We start from the raw sequence: 18,734 nt of genomic DNA on the forward strand, positions 1-18,734 counted from the left end.
CCCGCACCCGCCGCTAGCGCGGTATGGATTCTCTGGAATGTCCTTGCGCCTCTTCCCAAGAGGGTGCTGCGATGACCGAAACCCGCGCCGATCGTGTCGTTTCTCGACGATGTCCAGGTGACAGATGAGGCCGATCGTGAAGCCCGCTGGTTCCGATGGTCGCCCGGCACACGCCGGGGCGGATCTATAGCCCTCAGTCGCGCGTTTTTCTGAAGTGGCGCGGTGAACGACCGGTCCACCGTTTGAAGGCATGTGTGAAGTTCGTGAGCTCCGCGTACCCGAGTTCTGCCGCGATCTCGCTTACAGACAACGATCTGTCGAGAAGTCGCAGAATTGCTCGCTCCCGCAAGAACGACTGACGCAATTCGCGAAAGGTGGTCCCCTCTTCGCGGAGGCGCCGCTTCAACGTGCTCGGGGATATCGAAAGCTCGCCCGCCGTCCGGCTGATGTTCGTTTTTCCGGGATCTTTTTCGAGCAGGTCCCTTACTTTTTCGGAGACCGACGTGTCACGTCGTTGATCGAGAGTTCGCTGCAAATCGGTGACGGCAATCCGGTACGCCACAGGATCGGAGAATCGACAGACCTCCTCGAGCGAAGCCGCGGGAACGTGGACGAACGAGCTGGGGGCGTCGAAGAAGATCCGACCCGCCAACACTTCGTCATGAAGAACCCACGACTCCGGCGCTGAATGACTTAAATGCAGTTCAATATTCGGTACGGCACCCGCGAGCATGTCGAGCAGACGCAACAGCGCCAGCCCACCGTAGGTGACGGCCAGGCAGTTCAGGCCCGCGTCACCGGTGCGACCGGTGAGCCCGATCGTGAGGCCGCGTTCCGTCGAATGGAACGTCGGGCTGAGGGCTGTGGTGATCACCGGCAGATAAGCAAGCAACTCGACAACCTCGGCTACCGAGCCCGCGCTGACCAAGGGAACACTGAGTGCCCCAAAGGACGTCAGTTTGGCGTGTTCAGCGAACGCGAAACCCAGACGGGTTCCCTGATCACAATCGAAATCGGAATATATCTCCCTGAACCACCGTAAGGGGACCTGCGCGTCGCGACCCACCAACATCGACTCGGTAACGTGCTCGCGAACCATGATGCTGCGGAGCGCAATGCTGGCGTCATGCCCCAGCGCCTCACTGTCCAGCATCTGCAGGAAAGCCAGCGCTGGCATACCCGAGTCGTCGAGTTTCACGTGCCTCCCTGCGCGTGAGCTAAAAACACAACTTTTTGACTCCTGCGAGCCTAGCGACGCTGGTCACGCGCGACAACGCTAAATAGAGGAGTTCCAAATTGAGGAGAGTTAATCATGGCAGTCGTCACCTTCGTCTCTCACGACGGCGAGAAGTACGAAGCCCCCTTGGCCGAAGGGCAGTCCTTGATGCAGGTTGCGGTCAACAACGCGGTGCCCGGCATCGACGGCGATTGTGGAGGGGAAGCCGCATGCGGAACGTGCCACGTGATCGTCGCTCCCGAGTGGTCGGACACGGTGGGACTCTGCGGCGCCAACGAAGAGGAGATGCTCGCGATGAACCCCGAGCGTCAGCGGACGTCGAGGCTGTCTTGCCAGATGTCCGCCTCCGAGGCATGGGATGGCTTGACGGTCGAGCTACCTGAGTTCCAGCTCTGAAACAACGTCATGGATTTGGAGGAAACAATAATGAGTATTCCCGCGGCAGTGGCCGCCAAAGCCCAGTCTGCCGTGCCTCTGGAGCTGCAAATCCGCGGCGCACACCTCTACGACAAGACACGCCGGTGGGTAACCGGAACCAATGGTAAGAAGATCTTCACCGAGACGCCCATTCCTCCGGTCGAGGACGTTGATATCGCCGACATCGATCTCAGCAACCCGTTCCTCTACCGCCAAGGCCGCTGGAAGTCCTACTTCGAACGCGTGCGCAACGAGGCGCCGGTGCACTACCAGGCTCACAGTGCGTTCGGCCCGTTCTGGTCGGTGACCCGCCACGCGGACATCATCGCCGTCGACAAGAACCACGAGGCTTTCTCCGCAGAGCCGTTCATCATCATCGGGAGACCGCCCCGCTTCATGGACATCGCCATGTTCATCGCGATGGATCCGCCACAACACGACTTGCAGCGCGCTTCCGTCCAAGGGGTTGTCGCGCCGAAGAACCTGCGCGAGATGGAGGGGCTGATCCGCTCGCGTGTCCAGGAAGTGCTGGACGATCTACCGGTGGATCAGCCGTTCAATTGGGTGCACCACGTCTCCATCGAACTGACAGCGCGCATGCTCGCGACCCTGCTGGACTTCCCGTACGAGCAGCGGCACAAGCTCGTGGAATGGTCGGACCTCGCCACCTCCATGGAGCAAGCCAATGGTGGTCCTTCCGACAACGACAGAGTGTTTCGTGGCATGGTCGACATGGCGAAGGGTCTCAGCGCTCTCTGGCATGACAAGGCGGCCCGTACCGCCAACGGGGAGCGACCGGGCTTCGATCTGATCACGATGCTGCAGGCCAACGAGGACACTAAGGATCTCATCGACCGCCCGATGGAATTCCTCGGCAATTTGGTACTGCTGATCGTCGGGGGAAACGACACGACTCGCAACTCGATGAGCGGAGGGGTTCTCGCCTTGAACCAGTTCCCCGATCAGTTCGAGAAGTTGAAGGCGAACCCTGACCTGATTCCCAACATGGTATCCGAGATCATTCGCTGGCAGACCCCGTTGGCGTACATGCGCCGAGTCGCGAAAAAAGACATCATGTTGAACGGGCAATTCATCCGCAAGGGCGACAAGGTCGTGATGTGGTACGCCTCTGGTAACCGCGATGAGCGTGTCTTCGAGCGGGCCGATGAGTTGATCATCGATAGGAGCAACGCCCGCAATCACATCTCGTTCGGGTTCGGCGTGCACAGGTGCATGGGAAACCGACTTGCTGAGTTGCAGCTTCGAATCCTGTGGGAGGAATTGCTCCCTCGCTTTGAGAACATCGAGGTGGTCGGCGAACCCGAGTATGTGCAATCGAATTTCGTCAGGGGTATCAGCAAGCTGATGGTTCGCCTCACTCCCAGGCCAAGTGCGTGACTCCCGAACGAGCGGTGATCGTCGGCGCGAGCCACGCCGGCGCGCAGTTGGCAGCTAATCTTCGAAGGGAGGGGTGGTCTGGGGAGGTCGTGCTCATCGGCGACGAGGGGGGACTGCCCTACCACCGGCCTCCGTTGTCGAAGGGATACCTGGCCGGCAAGAACGGCCTCGACGACCTCCTGATTCGCGGCGCTGATTTCTACGAAAAGCAGCACATTCGACTCTTGAATGCGACCGTGGAGGCGATCCACCGGAGTGCCAAGCGTGTGTCTCTGAGCACCGGCGACACGCTGACGTACACCAAGCTCGCGTTGTGCACCGGCGCAAGGGCCAGACGACTCCCCACACCAGGGGTGGATCTTCCCGGAATTCACTACCTGCGTACCGCTGCAGACGTCGAGTTGATCCGTGCCGCCGCTACACCGGGTCGGAGGGTTGTGATCGTGGGCGGCGGTTACATCGGGTTGGAAACGGCGGCCTCGCTGTGTTCGCTCGGCATGAACGTCACCGTCCTCGAGGCAACCGAGCGTGTACTCGAACGGGTCACCGCGCCGGAGGTTTCCGCGTTTTACACCCGAATCCACAACGGCGAGGGAGTGGAGATCCGAACACACGCTCTCGTCGAAGCCTTCTCCGGCAACGGCAGAGTGCAGGAGGTCGTGCTGGCAGGCGGCGAACCGATCCCCGCCGACTTGGTCATCGTCGGCGTCGGTGTGGTGCCGAACACCGAGCTCGCCTCGGCCGCAGGATTATCCGTCGACAACGGCATCGTGATCGACGACCAGGCCCGCACCAGCGACCCCGACATCGTGGCCGCCGGCGACTGCACCAGCCACACCATGGCTCGATACGGCTCGCGTATTCGTTTGGAATCCGTATCGAGCGCCGGCGAGCAGGCCAAGATCGCTGCGGCGACAATCTGCGGAAAACACAGCGCAATCGCTGCGCTTCCGTGGTTCTGGTCCGACCAGTACGATCTCAAACTCCAGATCGCCGGTCTCAACACCGGATACGACGAAGTGGTCTTCAGCGGCGACCCGTCGCGTGACCGTGACTTCAGCTGCTTCTACTTCCGCGATCGTGAACTCATCGCCGCCGACTGCGTCAACCGTCCTCGCGATTTCATGTTCAGTAAGCGGGCCATCAGCCAGCAGCTCCGAGTTGACCGCTCAGAGCTCCTCGCCGGCTCGATCTGACACGAGAGCTTGCTAGTTACAAACTGTGGACAACTCCCAGGTACCTGAGTGCTACGCGGGAGATCCGCTCACCGGTGGTGGCGATGTCCGCGGCTGGGAGTACAACATGACTCACTGTCAGTCGCACCAGAACATCTGCGACCTCCTCAACGTCTTCGGGATCGAGATCGTCGAAGTGGTCGTTAAACCACGTGATCAGAGCCGCGGAGCAGAGCTGAAGCAGGGAAGCCGACGTCGGCAGAAGAGGTAGGACTCCAGTAGACGACGAGCCACCGCGATCATTCCCCGAAGGGTTGGACGTCAGAACTGCCTTGAGGAGCGGGCTGTCTTCTGCTTCACAGAGGGTGAATTGCACCGCTGCGGTGATGCCGCCCCGCACGTCGCCCACGTGTTCGGCAAGGACGGCAAGAATGCCTTCCATAAAGCGCTGGCCCTCCGACACCACAAGCGCGTCGCCGAGCCCCTGTTTGTCGCCGAACTCTTTGTACAACGTCGGGCGGGAGACGCCGACCGATTCGGCAACCTCGCTCATCCGGACCTGATCCCAGCCCTTCTCGATGGCGAGTTCTCGTGTCGCCCTCAAAACCTTTTCGCGCACATGCCGGCGGAAAGACACCCGCGCTGGTTCAGTTGGCATAGGAGCAGGATAGGCGCCAGCCCTACATGGGCAGTCAACCGACAGCAGGGTTCATGTGGTCCTGTCGAGGAATTCGACGACCGCCGTCGAGAATGCGTCGTTGTTGTCGCCGGCAATCATGTGTCCCGCGCCCGATACGTCAACGGTTTGCGCGTGCGGAACGACGGTCAGGAAATGCTTTACTGTCTCTTCGGAGACCATGTCAGATAGTAGGCCCCGGACCAGCAGCGTTGGCGCGGACACCTGCCTCGCACCATCAAGAAGGAACGCGCTCATCATGTCGAAGTCTTTAGCGCCTTCGTCTGGATCACCCTGCAGGAACTGGAAATTCGACGTCACGAAAGCTGGATCCCATCGCCAGGCCCAGCGACCGTCTTCGCGACGGGCGAGGACTTTTCGGAGGCCGTCGAGGTTTTCGGGGCGAGGGCGGTGCGGGTTGTAGGCGGCGATCACGTCAGCGGCCGACTCTAGGCTGTCGAAACCTTCGGGGTGTGCCGACATGAACGCTACGACTCGTCGGGCGCCTTCCATCTCCATTCGCGGAGTGACGTCAACCAGGACGACGGCCTGCCATAGGTCCGGCGGGGCGAGCAAGTGTGTTCCGAGAATGGTCAAGCCGCCCAGAGAGGCGCCGATCGCGGCGACGGGGCGGCCGGAATCGGCGTATGAGCGCACGGCCAATAGGTCGGATCCAAGCCGGTCCCCGTCGTAGCGTCCGTCGGGGTCCCAGTCGCTGTCCCCGTGTCCCCTGGTGTCGTACGCGGCCACCGTGTAGCCCCGCTGGTGCAGGCGTTGGGCGGTGACGTCCCAGGCGTGTCGGCTTTGACCTCCGCCGTGAAGGAGCAACACGACCGCCCGCGGCGCATCACAGCGGTAGAGGTCGACCGCCAGCGTCAGCCCGTCCGCCGTGGGCACGCGCTCGACCACAGGAGCCGACGAATCGCCTGTTCTCTTTGCCGACATCAGGAGCTCGTCTTCGGTGCGACGACGGTGACGGTTCCCTGGGCCGCACACACCGCTCTGCCGTCGTTGCAGATGTCGATACGCGCCACACCGCTGGTTCTGCCCAGCGAGATGATCTCGGCTGTGGCTACACAGGTGCCGCTAGAGACCGGACGAAGCAGATTCAGTTTGAACTCCGTTGTCGCGACCCAAGATCCCAGTGGAATCACGGGATAAAACACCACTCCGAGGCAGTGGTCGACCATGGCCGATAAGCAGCCCCCATGCAGGTTCCCGAAAGGCGTCTTCAGGTCGTCGCGTGCGTCCATCTCCGCGACGAGCCGTCCCGCAGTGAATTCGGTGTGACGGAAGCCGAGGTAACCGGCCAACCCGCCCGTGGTTTCTGCTGCGCTCTTTAGTTGCTCAGCGACCTGTTCGTTGAACGTGGTGAATTGCACAGGCCCTCCTACCTCATCTGCCGTCGAGACATTACGCCATAGATGTCACATCGGTCGAGCGTGGTCACCCGCCAGGATCGCCGGAAGGAGAAACCTCGACAGAAACGCCCGGAGTCCGTCACGACTGCGCTCCCGCGGCCCTCGAACAGTCAGCAGGCTCAATATCGTGCGGACAACCCACTCGGCGGCGTCGTCGACGGAGACGCCCGGTTCCACGCAACTCCAGTGTCTGGTGAAGATGGGACGCAGAAATTCGGTGACGATTTCGAAGAGGGACGTCGAGGTCCCCGCCGCGAGACCCACGCCGGCGAGTTCCTCGTCGCTGCCGAACAACAATCCGATGATCTCTTCGCGGCGCGCGGCCTCAACCGTGTATTCCACGAAATCGACGAGCGCGGAGCCCAGGTCGGCGTGCGCCGCGATCCGCGGGCTGATGCGGTCGAGATAGCGCTCGGCGGCGCGAATGATGACACCCGACATCACCGCCTCCCGACTGGGGAAGTAGCGATACACCGTTGCCCTGGACACACCCGCTGTTCTGCCGATGTCCTCCATGGTCGTGCCCACCACACCGCAACTCTCGAGGCACCGCTCGGCAGCATCGAGCAACCGGTCGCGAGCGGACCCACGATCTGTCGGCGCGGCGGCGCCCCATCTCAACAACCTCGTCGACACACAGCCAGTATGCCGCGAGCGCACACCATTGTGACTTGCCCACGCACATGACACCATCGCAGTTATGTCTCAAGTCAGCCCCGTGGCCCTGAGCGGATGCCGATGCCGATGTTGGTAGAAGCGCGTACCCCGGTTGTCGTCGGCGTGGGCGAAGTTACCCATCGCGGGAACGACTTCGTGGACCCGATCGACTTGGCGGTAGAAGCCGCACGCCGCGCGGTCAAAGACGCAAGTCGCCCGGTCGAGCGGCGCATCGACACCGTCGCGACTCCGGGCATCCTGGTCATACCGCGCGACAATCCCGCCAGCAGGATCGCCGAAGCGATGCACATCAGTCCCGCCCGCCGCATCAGCTGTCCCGTCGGCGGAAACACCCCGCAGTATCTCGTCGAAGTGTTGGGTGGCGAAATAGGCGAAGGCCGTGCAGATGTCGTCCTGGTCGTCGGGGCGGAGAGCGGGCATTCCGCACGCAAGCTTCAGGGCGGGGCACTTCTCGACTCGCCGCCCCCACCCCGCTCCGACGACGAATCCCTGGGCGACGCCCGCCCCGGGCTGAGTCAAGCCGAATTGTCGGTGGGTCTGAGTTGGCCGCACGAGGTGTATCCCATCTTCGAGTCCGCGATCGCCGCGCGCCACGGCCGCGACTTCGATGCTCAACGGGAGTGGCTGGGCACGCTGATGGCCCCGTTCACAGCCGAGGCGGCACGCCATCCGGAACAGGCCTGGTTCCCACGCGCACGAAGTGCCACCGAACTCAGCGAAGTCACCGCGGAAAACCGCATGGTCTGCTTGCCCTATCCCAAGCTGCTCAACAGCATCATGTCCGTCGACATGGCTGCCGCCTTCATTCTCATGGCGGCCGAGGTGGCGGACGAATTAGGCGTCGCGCGCGATCGTTGGGTCTTTCCCTGGTCAGCAGCGACTTGCAACGACGTGTACTTCCCCGTGGAACGGCCGGACCTCAGCCGCTCATCGGGTATCGAGGTAGCGGCACGGAAGGCTCTCGATGCGGGCCGGTTGACCACCGACGACATCCGGTGGTTCGACCTCTACTCCTGCTTCCCGTCGGCAATTGAGATGGCTGCCGAGGCTCTCGACTTGGACCCCCTCGACGACAGAGGCCTCACAGTAACCGGAGGCCTGCCTTATCACGGCGGTCCCGGAAACAATTACGTCAGCCACTCGATCGTGGAGATGGTCCGACGGTGCCGACGCGACCCAACCGATGCCGGACTCGTCACCGGCCTCGGGTGGTATTCGACGAAGCATTCGGTCGGTGTGTGGTCGGCCACCCCGCCACCAGCCGGGTGGCGACTGCTCGACACGGCGGTCGAACAAGCTCAAATCGATTCATCGCGGCTGGCCGTCGCAGGCGCCGACGAGGCGACCGGTTGCGCGACAGTCGACGGATACACCGTCGTCTACGACCGAGACGGCCAACCTCGATGGACTCCGATCATCGCGCACCTGTCCGACGGGCAAAGAGTCGTCGCACGCAGCGACGATCCGCAGATCGCCGAGGCGATGGGCGCGGAAATGTACGTAGGTAAAACGGTGTGCCTCCGAAACACAGGGTCGTTCACCGGGTTCGAGCTTCCATGATCGCCGAGGCGATGGTGCTGACCGGACCGCGGAGTCTGCAGCGGCGCCAGATGACCATCCCCGACGTCGGCGACCGGGGTGCGATCCTGCGAGTTGAAGCATGCGGTCTGTGCGGAACAGATCACGAACAATTCACCGGACACCTGCCTGCCGGCTTCTCATTCGTTCCAGGGCACGAAATCGTCGGCATCGTCGAACATGTTGGCGCTGCGGCTGGCCAACGCTGGGGTGTACAAGCCGGCCAGCGCGTGGCCGTTGAGGTGTTCCGGTCCTGCCGAGACTGCCCCGAGTGCCGCCGCGGCGAATACCGGCGGTGCGCGGTGAACGGCATCGCCACCATGTTCGGGTTTGTCGACGTGGAGGTCGGCGCGGGCTTATGGGGCGGATACGCCACCCATGTGGAGCTTCCGTGGGACGCGATGCTGCTCCCGATTGCCGAAGACATGGACCCCGTTCTCGCCACGTTGTTCAACCCTCTCGGGGCCGGTATCCAGTGGGGGGCGACTCTTCCCGACACCAAGGCCGGGGACGTCGTAGCGATCCTGGGGCCCGGCATCCGCGGAATCTGTGCGGCGGTGGCGGCCAAAGAGGCGGGAGCCGCGTTCGTCGCGATGACCGGCGTAGGCCCACGCGACGAACAACGACTGGCCATAGCCAGATCATTCGGTGTCGACCTGCCCATCGATGTATCGCAGGACGATGCAGTGACCGCGCTCCAGCGTGAGACAGGCGGACGGCTTGCCGACGTGGTCGTCGACGTCACCGCTAAAGCACCCTCCGCGTTCGCCGATGCCGTCGGCCTTGCCAGGCCCGGCGGCACAATTGTGGTGGCCGGCACCCGTGGAGGAGGCGGCACGCCCCGGTTTGAACCAGACTTGTTGGTCTATAAAGAATTACACGTCGTAGGCGCACTCGGCGTGGAGTATCCCGCCCACCGGGCAGCCCTCGAGATTCTCGCCCTGGGCCGCTGGCCGTTCGACCGGATCACCAGAGAATCAACCGGATTCGCTGGGCTCGCGCAGCTGCTCACTTCGCTTGCAGATGAAAGTGCCCGATCAAGTGGGGCGCTGCACAACGTCTTTTTGCCCACGCCCTAACGGCGTGGGCAGAGGTTCAACAGAGAGGGCCACCCGTGACCATGGCGGAACGCGTACCGATGCTCGACCGTGAGCAGGCCCAGCTGCGAGCTGCCGAATGTGGGTTGCCCGAAGAGTTGGCAGACCTGTCGGTATTCCGCGTGGCACTTCATCAGCCGCGTGTGGCGGTTGCGCTGTATGGGCTGCTAGACGCGTTACTCTTCCGCGGTTCCCTTGACGCGCGGCTACGCGAGCTGGTCATCATGCGCATCGGCTGGATTACTGGCTCCGAATACGAATGGACTCAACATTGGCGAATCGCCACACTGCTCGGCGTGCCTGAGCATGATCTCCTGGCGGTGCGCGACTGGCAGAATTCCGAAAGCCTCGGGCCAGTCGAGCGTGCGGTCCTCGCAGCGACCGATGATGTGGTACGCGACGGGGTCATCTCCGAGGAAAACTGGGCTGGGTGCCAGAAGGCATTCAATAGCGATCACGCCGTTTTGGTCGAACTTGTCGGAGCAATCGCCAATTGGCGGCTCTTTTCGATCCTGCTTCGATCTCTGAATATTCCGCTTGAGTCCGGTACCGACGGCTGGCCGCCCGATGGGCGAGCTCCTCAGGGTTGCGATTGAGCGAAAAACGTGGACCGGTGCTTGACCGAAGCGGTCAGCGCCCCAATCGCCAGACCACGACCCGTGTCGTAGACGGACAAGTCCCCCCTCGGACACGCGACTGAGGCGAGCGAAGTGAATGCTCGCAGCCAACTGATCACACCAGCACCTGCCGCGGCATCACGGTCGGCTTGATCCCGTAGCGCGGACTGGCGCCGTAGCCGCCCCGCCCGGCCGCGGCGTACGCCGGCATCCCCGCGGCCACGTTGGTCACCCCGGCGCCCTCCTCCACCGGCACCGTCCAGCCCGAACCGGCTACCGGCGCGGTGGACGCGGCGAGCGCGGCCGGGGTGGCCGCTGACCACGCGGTTGGCACCGATAGCTTGCCGACCGTCGCCGCCTGGCCGGCGACCGAGGACACCGACGCAGCAGTCGCGCCACCGGAACCCAGACCCGCGGCCATCTGAGCCGGCCCGATACCGATGGCGCCCAGATCCGGCAGGAAGTGGCTGCTGATCAAGCCCGCGTCGAAGGTGTGCGAGTACAGCACCGCGGTGACGATGGCGTTGAAACCGTTCCATGCCGCCATGTCGATAATGCCGTTGGGGATGCTCTGCACCAGGGGGTCGCTGAAGAAATCGCCGACGGGTGACGCCGGCGCCGCCGCCGCCGGATTGGCCAGTGCCTGAACGGCATTCGGCGTACTGGACACCAGCGCGGGTAGCGAGGTGCCAGCGGCCTGACTACCCGCTTCGCTCTGCGCACCGAGGGCATTCGGGCCGGCTACCGGCGTCGGCGCGGTCAGCGGGTCCAGCCGGGCGGCCAGCGCCGACGATGCGGCGTAGCCGTACATCGCGGCGGCGTCCTGGGCCCACATCTCGCTGTAGAGCGCTTCGTTGGCCGCGATCGCCGGCGTGTTCTGACCAAGGATGTTGGTGGCGACGAGCGCCGCGAGCTGCGCGCGGTTGGCCGCGACGACCGCCGGAGGCACCGTCATCGCATACGCAGTCTCGTAGGCGGCCGCCGACGCCATCGCCTGGTCGCCCGCGTGTTGCAGCGACGCCGCGGTGGTCTGCAGCCATTGCACATACGGGGTGGCGGCGGCGGCCATCGCCGCCGAGGACGGGCCACGCCATTCGTCGTCGGTCAGCGTCGAGATCACCGACTCCGCGGCCGTCGCCGTGCTGCTCAGTTCGGCGGCGAGATTGCTGTAGGCCGCGGCGGCGGCCATCATCGGCGCCGCTCCCGGGCCGGTGTACATACGGGTCGAATTGATCTCCGGGGGCAGCGCGCCAAAATCAAAAGCCATCTGTCGGTCCTTTTCTGATGAAAGTGAATGGGGGTTCAGACAACGGTCGGCTTGGGCATCACCATCGGTTTGAGGCCGTAACGCGGCGCCCCGAACCCGGTACTTGAACGCCCGACCGACGCGATGGAGGGCAGGCCGGCGGGCACCGTCGTCATTGGCGCGGGGTTCACCGCGGCACCGGTCCAGCCCGCGCCCGTCAGCGTTGCGGGCGTGACTCCGGCTGCAGGCGCGCCCGCCGCCGCCCAACTCGGCGGCACCGACATCCCGCCGATCGACGCGGCACCGCCGAGGCTTGCGCCCGCCGGCGGCCCAGCCACGGGCGGCGCCGGCACCGCGGGCGCCGCACCGGCGCCCAGCGGCGGGAGGTCGGCCATCTCGGGATACCAGCCCACCGAACCCGGCAGGAACTGTCCCTGGCCGAATGCGATGAAGTTCGACGCCGCCGCGCCGACGTTCTGGAACCAATTGAACGGGGTCGCGATGATGGCGCCGTCGGATGTTGTCGGGGCCGCCGGGCTGGCGGCCGCCGCGGATGCCGCGTTGGTCGCGTCGGACAGCGATTGCGAGCCGGCCGCGCTCTGGTTGGCCGCTTCGGTCTCGCCGTACGCGTTCGCATTGGATCCGAGGGTGTTGACCAGCTGTTGATGCACGGCTTTGGCTTGCGCGCTGACCTGCTGATACCAGGAGCCGTAGGCGGCGAACTGTGCGGCCTGTAGCGCGGACACCTCGTCGGCGGCGGCCGGCACGACGCTGGTGGTCGGTGGCGCGGCGGCAGCGTCCTCCGCGGCCAATGCCGTCCCGAGGTGTTGCAGTGCACCCGCCGCGGCCATCAAGGCGGCGGGGTACGTGGTCACGAAAGACATGGGGGTTCTCCTAACGACAGGACCGACCGGTTCGGGCGTCGGCCGGCGGTGGGTGACCTGTTCATTAAGCGCGCCTGCTCACGCGTGAACCAGGATTTCCGACAATGTCCCGGAAATACGCTGGTAATCCAGATTTAACGAGCGCACCGTTCTGGCGCCCAGTTGCTCTCCGCCCGACTCGCCCCGTGCCCGGACCGCCCGGCAACAGGAAGAGTCAGTAGGCTTCTGGAGTTGCGAGCACAGTTTCCGGAGTGCGACTGATGAACCGACGGCGTGGCTTTCTGCGGCGGACGCCGACCCGCGAGTTCCGCGACCGCCGCGAAGCCGGTCGCGTACTGGCCGACGCGCTGGCGTCCTACCGCGCCCAACCCGACCTGGTCGTCCTCGGACTGGCCCGCGGCGGTGTCCCGGTCGGGTGGGAGGTCGCCGCGGCGCTGGGCGCGGACCTCGACGTGTTCCTGGTACGCAAGCTCGGAGTGCCCTACAAACCCGAACTGGCCATGGGCGCATTGGCCAGCGGCGGGCGGGTGGTGATGAACGAGGACGTGGTGGAGCAGCTGGGTATCACCGAACAGCAGGTGTGCTCAGTCATCGACGCCGAGACCACCGAGTTGAGGCGGCGCGAAGGGGCGTATCGGGGCGAGCGACCGGCTGTCGACCCACGCGGCAAGATCGTGATCCTGGTCGACGACGGGATCGCCACCGGCGCCAGCATGCTGGCGGCGGTGCGGGCGGTGCGCGCCGCCGGACCGCAGGCGGTCGTGGTCGCGGTTCCGGTCGGACCGCTCTCGGCGTGCCGGGTCCTGGAGCGCGAAGCCGACGACGTGGTGTGCGCGACCATGCCCGCGGACTTCAGCGCCGTCGGACAGGTCTACGCCGACTTCCACCAGGTCAGCGACGACGAGGTACGGGAGCTGTTGACGACGCCGCCGGGGTGATCGGTCCCCTACTTGGAGCTTTCGGAAGTCTCCTCGTCGGCCTCGTCCGGATAGTCGACGGCCTCCTCGGCGCCCTCGTCGGGCTCGTCCTCCTCGGCGTCCTCGTCGTCGTCGGTGTCGGCGTCGGCGTCACGCTGCTGGCGTTCCCGCACCGCGTCGACGATCAGCAGGATCACGCCCAGCACGCTGGCGGCGATACACACCCACGCCACCAGTTCGTTGCTGGTCACCACCGCGAACACCAGCGCGACGAGACCGATCAGGGCTAATACGAGCGCAATGATCAGCATTGGTCATCCTCCAACCGGCCGAGTGCCGGCGCGCGTCCAGGCGAAGGCTAGTTGTTGCCGCGGTTGAACTGGTCGAACCCACCGGCGTCGGCGCTGGAATCCACCGGAGCCGCCGAACCACGCTGGCCGAGCTCCTCGAGCTGGGATTCCAGGTAGGTCTTCAACCGGGTCCGGTACTCGCGTTCGAACGTCCGGAGCTGCTCGAGGCGGCCTTCCAGCACGGTGCGCTGCTGGTTGATGGTGCCCATGATCTCGGAATGCTTGCGTTCGGCGTCGGCCTGCAGAGCGTCAGCCTTTTCCTGCGCCTGGCGCAACTGGCTCTCGGAGCGCGAGGTGGCGTCGGCCAGCATCGCGTCGGCACGCTGACGCGCCTCGGCAACCGTGGTCTCGGCGGTGTGCCGCGCCTCGCTGAGGATCTGGTCGGCGTTGGTGCGCGCATCGGACAGCAATTTGTCCGACTCCGCCTTGGCGGTGCTGGTCAGCCGGTCGGCAGTGTCCTGGGCCAGGCTCAACACGCGGGCCGCCTTGAGGGCCTGCTCCTCGTTGGACGAGGTAGACGGGGCCGGTGCCGCCACCGGGGCCGGTTTGGCGGGCTCGGGTTCGGGCTCGAATGCCGGGATCGGCTGGGCGACCGTCGGGGCCGCCGCGGCTCCCCCGCCACCGGCGGCCAGCTCCTGATCGAGTTCGGCGATCCGCTGCCGCAGATCGGCGTTCTCGTCGATCAGCCGGGTCAGCTCGTTCTCCACCAGGTCAAGGAAGGCATCGACCTCGTCCTCGTTGTACCCGCGCTTGCCGATGGGCGGCTTACTGAACGCCACATTGTGGACGTCGGCAGGTGTAAGCGGCATTCTTTGTCCCCTCGAGTTCCTGGACGGTCAAACAATCTGGAAAGTGTAGAACGATGCGGTAGCCGTCGCGCAACTGCCGTCCATCCTGTCACACCAGACTCGGCGGTTGCCGATTGGAGTAATAAATAAGGACAGATTTCAATCTCTTTAGAGCTCTGCAGCCAATAAAACACATTCCTTAGATTTCAAAAAACACACGCCAAAGTTGACGCCGAATCGTGGCCGAACCGTCTTCAAATCAGATTCCAACCGAGATGGCGGCGCCCTAGACGGCAGCGCTGAAAGCCAGTTGCATGCCGATGAAGGCGATCAGCAGCAGCACCAGGATGGACAGGTCCAGACGGACGGCGCCGATGGTGATCGGCGGGATCAGCCGGCGCAGCAGCTTCACCGGCGGATCGGTGATCGACATGATGATCTCGAGGATCACCACGGTGATGCCCGTGGGGCGCCAGTCCCGGCTGAACGAGCGGATCCACTCGACGACGACCCGAGCGATCAGCAGCAGCCAGAAGACGAAGAGGGTGAATCCAAGGATCTGAAAGAACAGCGCCAACGAGTGCCCGACCTTATCGATGAGGATGTCTGTCGCCGCCGGCATAGCGGCGACCGCAAGCCTACCGACCTGTCCGTGCCGCACACATCTCGTGGCGGACCGGCATGCGCACAGCCCGCTCGGTCCGCTGGGAACCTCACGGGCTGTGTGGCAGCGACTACGCGTTATTGGTAAGCGTAGAAACCGGTTTCGGCGATCCGGCGACGCTCTTCGGGCGACACGTCGACGTCCGCCGGCGACAGCAAGAACACCTTGGTGGCGACCTTGTCGAACGAGCCGCGCAGCGCGAACGCCAGGCCGGCGGCGAAGTCGACCAAGCGCTTGGCGTCGGCGTTGTCCATCGACACCAGGTCCATGATCACCGGCGTGCCGTCGCGGAAACGTTCGCCGATGGTGCGCGCCTCGCTGTAGTCCTTGGGCCGCAGCGTGGTGATCTTCGACAGCGGGTGGCCTTCTTCGAACATCATCGCCATCCGGCGCGGGTCCATCGCCAACGCACCGCGGGTGGCGCCACCGCGCCCCAGCCACGACCCCAGTCGGGGCCGGCTCATGTCGGGCCGTTCGAACCCGCCGGTGGGGAAGCGCGGTTCGTCGGGGTAGCCGCCGCGGTAGCTGCTCGGCGGCGGGTAGTCGGCCGGCTCGCCGCGCAACTCGGCGCGGGGGTCGCGGCGCGGGTCGTCATAATCGCGATCCCGACTTTCATAACGTCCGTATTCGTCGTCGAATCGGGGCCGCGAATAACCGCGGGAGGGTGCGCGGTCGTCGTAGTACTCGTCGTCGTATTCCTCCATCGGAGCCATACCGAAGTAGGCCTTGACCTTGTGCAGTGTGCTCATCTTGCGGCCCCTTCTAGCTTGGGATCTTTGTTATCTGTGATGAAGGTGTTACTTCTGTGACTATTCACGGTGACCGTAACCGCCGTTGCCCCATTAGCGCGGTACCGACACGCACACACGTCGAACCATGTTTCACGGCGACTTCGAGGTCCCCGGACATGCCTGCGGACAGCCCGACCGCCTTCGGAAACCCCTCGAGCACCCGCTGATGCTCGGATTGGAGCCGGTCAAAGGCCTGTTCGGGTTCCCATTCCAGCGGTGGGATGCCCATCAACCCGACCAGTTCCAAGCTCTGCGCGCTGTCCACCTGAGCACAGATCCGGTCCACCTCGCCCGGTGCGTCGACGTCCACGCCGCCGCGCGACACGTCCCCGTCCAGACTGATCTGGACATAGATGCGCAGCGGATTGTCGCGCCGGCGATCGGCCAGCGCGCCCGTCACCGCCCGGTCGAGCGCGGTCACCAACTGTGTGCTGTCGATCGAGTGCGCGGTATGCGCCCAGCGCGCCAATGACCGAGCTTTCTTGCGCTGAATCTGGCCGACCATGTGCCACTGCAAATCACGGGATCCGCCGTGTTGTTCGGCGGCCGCCAGCAATCGCGTGACTTCAGTCACCTTCGCCGACGCTTCCTGTTCGCGCGATTCGCCAACGGCCCGACAACCTAATCGGGACAAAATCGCGACGTCGGTTGCTGGGAAGAATTTGGTAATTGGCAACAGCTCAATTTCTGCGACATTGCGACCGGCCGCATCCGCCGCCGCGGCCAACCGCGATCGCACCGCCGCCAACGCCAACGTCAATTCCGTTTGACGGTCGCCTTCGTGTCCCCGCGCGGGGATCTCGGTGGCCATCGACGTCATTCCATCCAGACCAACGACGCCAACCGACCGGTCGGCGCGCCGCGCCGGTGGCTGAACAGCGTCGTGTCGGCGATGGTGCAACGCGGGTCGACGTCGATGGACGTCACTCCCAAATCGCGCAGCTGACAAGCGATTCCGGCCCGCAGGTCCAGGCCGGGCGTGCCCGCAGCGGTGGTGGTGCGGCTGCCCGGTAGCGTCGCTTCGACCTCGTCGGCCATCGCGGCGGGTACTTCGTAGCGACTGCCGCCGGCCGCCGGGCCCAGCAACACGGAGATGTCGGCGGGCTGCGCGCCCAGGCCCACCATCGCCTCCACCGCGCGGATCACCACCCCGTGCTGCGCGCCGACCCGACCGGCGTGCACCGCGCCGACGACACCGGCCCGCGCGTCGGCCAGCAGCACCGGCACACAATCGGCGGACAGCACGACCAACGCCAATCTCGCCGTGGCCGTTACCAACCCGTCGGTGTCGGCGACGGCTGCCTCACGGGGTTTCTCGACCACCTCCACCCGGACTCCATGCACCTGGTTCATCCAGACCAGCCGTCGCTCCGGCAGACCCAGGACCGCGGCGAGCCGGGACCGGTTGGCCGCGACGGCGCCGGGATCGTCACCGACATGGTCACCGAGGTTGAAGGTGTCGTAAGGCGGCTTGGACACACCGCCCGCCCGGGTGGTGGTCACCCGGCGGATACGGATGTTCACGTCCTGAGTATCCGTAATCCGTTGCCCGCCAGAGCGCGTCGACACGTGGCCATCATGTTTCGAGGCTGGCTTGTCGCGCAGTGGCAAGCAAATCGAGACCTCAGCGGCGCATGAAGGGCGGCACGTCGACGTCATCGTCGTCGCCACCGATGCTCAGCGTCGCGCCGTTGGTGTGCACCGGGACGCTGACGGCGTCGACCGGCTCGAACAACGTCGAGGTGAGCTTGCCCGCCTTGGCGGTATCGATGCGGTGGGCGCCACCGGTTTCGGTGCCGGTGACGGGCTTGCGGCCCGGTCCGGCGTCGAAGCCCGCCGCGATCACGGTGACGCGCACCTCGTCGCCCAGCGAGTCGTCGATCACGGTGCCGAAGATGATGTTGGCGTCCTGGTGCGCGGCGTCCTGCACCAACGACGCGGCCTCGTTGATCTCGAACAGGCCGAGGTCGCTGCCGCCGGCGATCGACATCAGCACACCCTGGGCGCCTTCCATCGACGCCTCCAGCAGCGGCGAGTTGATGGCGATCTCGGCGGCCTTGAGCGAGCGGCCTTCACCGCGCGCCGAGCCGATGCCCATCAACGCGGTGCCGGCGCCGGACATGATGCCCTTGACGTCGGCGAAGTCGACGTTGATCAGACCCGGGGTGGTGATCAGGTCGGTGATGCCCTGCACGCCGTTGAGCAGCACCTCGTCGGCGCTGCGGAAGGCGTCCATCAGCGACACCGCCGCGTCACCCATCTGCAGCAGGCGGTCGTTGGGGATCACGATCAGCGTGTCACAGCTCTCCCGCAGGGCCGCGATGCCGTTTTCGGCTTGGTTGCTGCGCCGCTTGCCCTCGAAGGAGAACGGCCGGGTGACCACGCCGACGGTCAACGCGCCGAGTTTGCGGGCGATGTTGGCGACGACGGGTGCGCCGCCGGTGCCGGTGCCGCCGCCCTCGCCGGCAGTGACGAACACCATGTCGGCGCCGCGCAGCAGCTCCTCTATCTCTTCCTTGGCGTCCTCGGCGGCCTTCTTGCCGACCTCCGGGTCGGCGCCGGCGCCCAGTCCGCGCGTCGAGTCGCGGCCCACGTCGAGCTTGACGTCGGCGTCGCTCATCAACAACGCCTGCGCGTCGGTGTTGATCGCGATGAACTCCACGCCTTTGAGGCCTTGCTCGATCATCCGGTTGACGGCGTTGACGCCGCCGCCACCGATGCCCACGACCTTGATGACGGCCAGATAGTTGTGTGGGGGGGTCATCATTCGTCTTCCTCCCTGAGGGCTCAGTTCCCCTAT

Annotated in this window: 20 protein-coding genes and 1 pseudogene; 7 read left to right on the top strand and 14 right to left on the bottom strand. The window is 64.9% G+C overall.

What is annotated here, in order from left to right; translation table 11 throughout:
• Positions 1 to 193: 193 nt before the first annotated feature.
• On the bottom strand, positions 194 to 1,198 hold the full coding sequence (locus AC5Y4D_RS24710; RefSeq protein WP_011560599.1) for a helix-turn-helix domain-containing protein: 1,005 nt from the start codon (positions 1,196 to 1,198) through the stop codon (positions 194 to 196).
• Between the two features lie 114 nt (positions 1,199 to 1,312).
• On the opposite strand from AC5Y4D_RS24710, the gene AC5Y4D_RS24715 reads away from it, so the two are divergent.
• Genes AC5Y4D_RS24715 through AC5Y4D_RS24725 form a run of 3 tightly spaced genes read left to right on the top strand, consistent with a single transcriptional unit; the run spans position 1,313 to position 4,248 of the window.
• The gene (locus tag AC5Y4D_RS24715; protein ID WP_011560600.1) at positions 1,313 to 1,633 is read left to right on the top strand and encodes a 2Fe-2S iron-sulfur cluster-binding protein; all 321 of its coding nucleotides are present in this window, start codon (positions 1,313 to 1,315) and stop codon (positions 1,631 to 1,633) included.
• Between the two features lie 30 nt (positions 1,634 to 1,663).
• Complete coding sequence (locus AC5Y4D_RS24720; RefSeq protein ID WP_011560601.1) at positions 1,664 to 3,052, top strand: cytochrome P450; 1,389 nt, start codon at positions 1,664 to 1,666, stop codon at positions 3,050 to 3,052.
• Positions 3,049 to 4,248: an NAD(P)/FAD-dependent oxidoreductase gene (locus tag AC5Y4D_RS24725; protein ID WP_011560602.1), complete on the top strand. Its 1,200-nt coding sequence runs from the start codon at positions 3,049 to 3,051 to the stop codon at positions 4,246 to 4,248. Before AC5Y4D_RS24720 ends, AC5Y4D_RS24725 begins: the two co-directional genes overlap by 4 nt.
• A gap of 16 nt (positions 4,249 to 4,264) precedes the next feature.
• On the opposite strand, the gene AC5Y4D_RS24730 is transcribed toward AC5Y4D_RS24725, so the two are convergent.
• From AC5Y4D_RS24730 to AC5Y4D_RS24745, 4 genes are all read right to left on the bottom strand, one after another.
• Complete coding sequence (locus AC5Y4D_RS24730) at positions 4,265 to 4,846, bottom strand: TetR/AcrR family transcriptional regulator (protein WP_005110548.1); 582 nt, start codon at positions 4,844 to 4,846, stop codon at positions 4,265 to 4,267.
• Between the two features lie 90 nt (positions 4,847 to 4,936).
• Positions 4,937 to 5,848 (bottom strand): alpha/beta fold hydrolase, encoded by a 912-nt coding sequence (locus AC5Y4D_RS24735; protein WP_011560604.1) that lies wholly within the window; start codon positions 5,846 to 5,848, stop codon positions 4,937 to 4,939.
• Positions 5,848 to 6,285, bottom strand: a complete 438-nt coding sequence (locus tag AC5Y4D_RS24740) for a PaaI family thioesterase (RefSeq protein WP_011560605.1) — start codon at positions 6,283 to 6,285, stop codon at positions 5,848 to 5,850. Before AC5Y4D_RS24740 ends, AC5Y4D_RS24735 begins: the two co-directional genes overlap by 1 nt.
• Positions 6,286 to 6,330: 45 nt before the next feature.
• On the bottom strand, positions 6,331 to 6,984 hold the full coding sequence (locus tag AC5Y4D_RS24745) for a TetR/AcrR family transcriptional regulator (protein WP_370474583.1): 654 nt from the start codon (positions 6,982 to 6,984) through the stop codon (positions 6,331 to 6,333).
• Positions 6,985 to 7,068: 84 nt separating this feature from the next.
• On the opposite strand from AC5Y4D_RS24745, the gene AC5Y4D_RS24750 reads away from it, so the two are divergent.
• From AC5Y4D_RS24750 to AC5Y4D_RS24760, 3 genes are read left to right on the top strand one after another with little or no spacing between them, the layout of a single operon-like run.
• Entirely contained in the window at positions 7,069 to 8,562 is a 1,494-nt protein-coding gene (locus tag AC5Y4D_RS24750; protein WP_024445489.1) for an acetyl-CoA acetyltransferase, read from the top strand.
• Positions 8,559 to 9,659 (top strand): zinc-dependent alcohol dehydrogenase, encoded by a 1,101-nt coding sequence (locus tag AC5Y4D_RS24755; RefSeq protein WP_017205332.1) that lies wholly within the window; start codon positions 8,559 to 8,561, stop codon positions 9,657 to 9,659. The genes AC5Y4D_RS24750 and AC5Y4D_RS24755 overlap by 4 nt, the downstream gene beginning before the upstream one ends.
• 35 nt (positions 9,660 to 9,694) lie before the next feature.
• Positions 9,695 to 10,273: a carboxymuconolactone decarboxylase family protein gene (locus AC5Y4D_RS24760; protein ID WP_014382408.1), complete on the top strand. Its 579-nt coding sequence runs from the start codon at positions 9,695 to 9,697 to the stop codon at positions 10,271 to 10,273.
• A gap of 136 nt (positions 10,274 to 10,409) precedes the next feature.
• On the opposite strand, the gene AC5Y4D_RS24765 is transcribed toward AC5Y4D_RS24760, so the two are convergent.
• Complete coding sequence (locus AC5Y4D_RS24765) at positions 10,410 to 11,561, bottom strand: PPE family protein, SVP subgroup (RefSeq protein WP_500038459.1); 1,152 nt, start codon at positions 11,559 to 11,561, stop codon at positions 10,410 to 10,412.
• 35 nt (positions 11,562 to 11,596) lie between these two features.
• Positions 11,597 to 12,424 carry a PPE family protein, SVP subgroup gene (locus AC5Y4D_RS24770; protein ID WP_500038460.1) on the bottom strand — a complete coding sequence of 276 codons (828 nt, stop codon included), beginning with the start codon at positions 12,422 to 12,424 and terminating at the stop codon, positions 11,597 to 11,599.
• A gap of 254 nt (positions 12,425 to 12,678) precedes the next feature.
• Between AC5Y4D_RS24770 and AC5Y4D_RS24775 the strand changes: the two are divergent.
• Positions 12,679 to 13,362 (top strand): annotated as a pseudogene (locus AC5Y4D_RS24775) (phosphoribosyltransferase); the annotation flags it as partial.
• A gap of 8 nt (positions 13,363 to 13,370) precedes the next feature.
• Here the strand turns inward: AC5Y4D_RS24775 and AC5Y4D_RS24780 are convergent.
• The 7 genes from AC5Y4D_RS24780 to ftsZ all read right to left on the bottom strand — a co-directional run bounded on the left by AC5Y4D_RS24780 (position 13,371) and on the right by ftsZ (position 18,698).
• Complete coding sequence (locus AC5Y4D_RS24780) at positions 13,371 to 13,652, bottom strand: hypothetical protein (RefSeq protein ID WP_499945036.1); 282 nt, start codon at positions 13,650 to 13,652, stop codon at positions 13,371 to 13,373.
• A gap of 47 nt (positions 13,653 to 13,699) precedes the next feature.
• The gene (gene wag31, locus AC5Y4D_RS24785) at positions 13,700 to 14,500 is read right to left on the bottom strand and encodes a DivIVA-like cell division protein Wag31 (RefSeq protein ID WP_499945034.1); all 801 of its coding nucleotides are present in this window, start codon (positions 14,498 to 14,500) and stop codon (positions 13,700 to 13,702) included.
• Positions 14,501 to 14,765: 265 nt separating this feature from the next.
• On the bottom strand, positions 14,766 to 15,056 hold the full coding sequence (locus AC5Y4D_RS24790) for a YggT family protein (RefSeq protein WP_499945149.1): 291 nt from the start codon (positions 15,054 to 15,056) through the stop codon (positions 14,766 to 14,768).
• A 164-nt stretch (positions 15,057 to 15,220) separates the two neighbouring features.
• Positions 15,221 to 15,892 (bottom strand): cell division protein SepF, encoded by a 672-nt coding sequence (locus AC5Y4D_RS24795; protein WP_499945032.1) that lies wholly within the window; start codon positions 15,890 to 15,892, stop codon positions 15,221 to 15,223.
• A 64-nt stretch (positions 15,893 to 15,956) separates the two neighbouring features.
• The gene (locus tag AC5Y4D_RS24800; protein ID WP_500038461.1) at positions 15,957 to 16,754 is read right to left on the bottom strand and encodes a YggS family pyridoxal phosphate-dependent enzyme; all 798 of its coding nucleotides are present in this window, start codon (positions 16,752 to 16,754) and stop codon (positions 15,957 to 15,959) included.
• Positions 16,751 to 17,458 (bottom strand): peptidoglycan editing factor PgeF, encoded by a 708-nt coding sequence (gene pgeF / locus AC5Y4D_RS24805; RefSeq protein WP_500038462.1) that lies wholly within the window; start codon positions 17,456 to 17,458, stop codon positions 16,751 to 16,753. The genes AC5Y4D_RS24800 and pgeF overlap by 4 nt, the downstream gene beginning before the upstream one ends.
• Positions 17,459 to 17,558: 100 nt before the next feature.
• The gene (gene ftsZ / locus AC5Y4D_RS24810; protein ID WP_500038463.1) at positions 17,559 to 18,698 is read right to left on the bottom strand and encodes a cell division protein FtsZ; all 1,140 of its coding nucleotides are present in this window, start codon (positions 18,696 to 18,698) and stop codon (positions 17,559 to 17,561) included.
• Between the last annotated feature and the right edge of the window lie 36 nt (positions 18,699 to 18,734).

The sequence above is a fragment of the Mycobacterium sp. NGS67 genome (assembly GCF_059812185.1).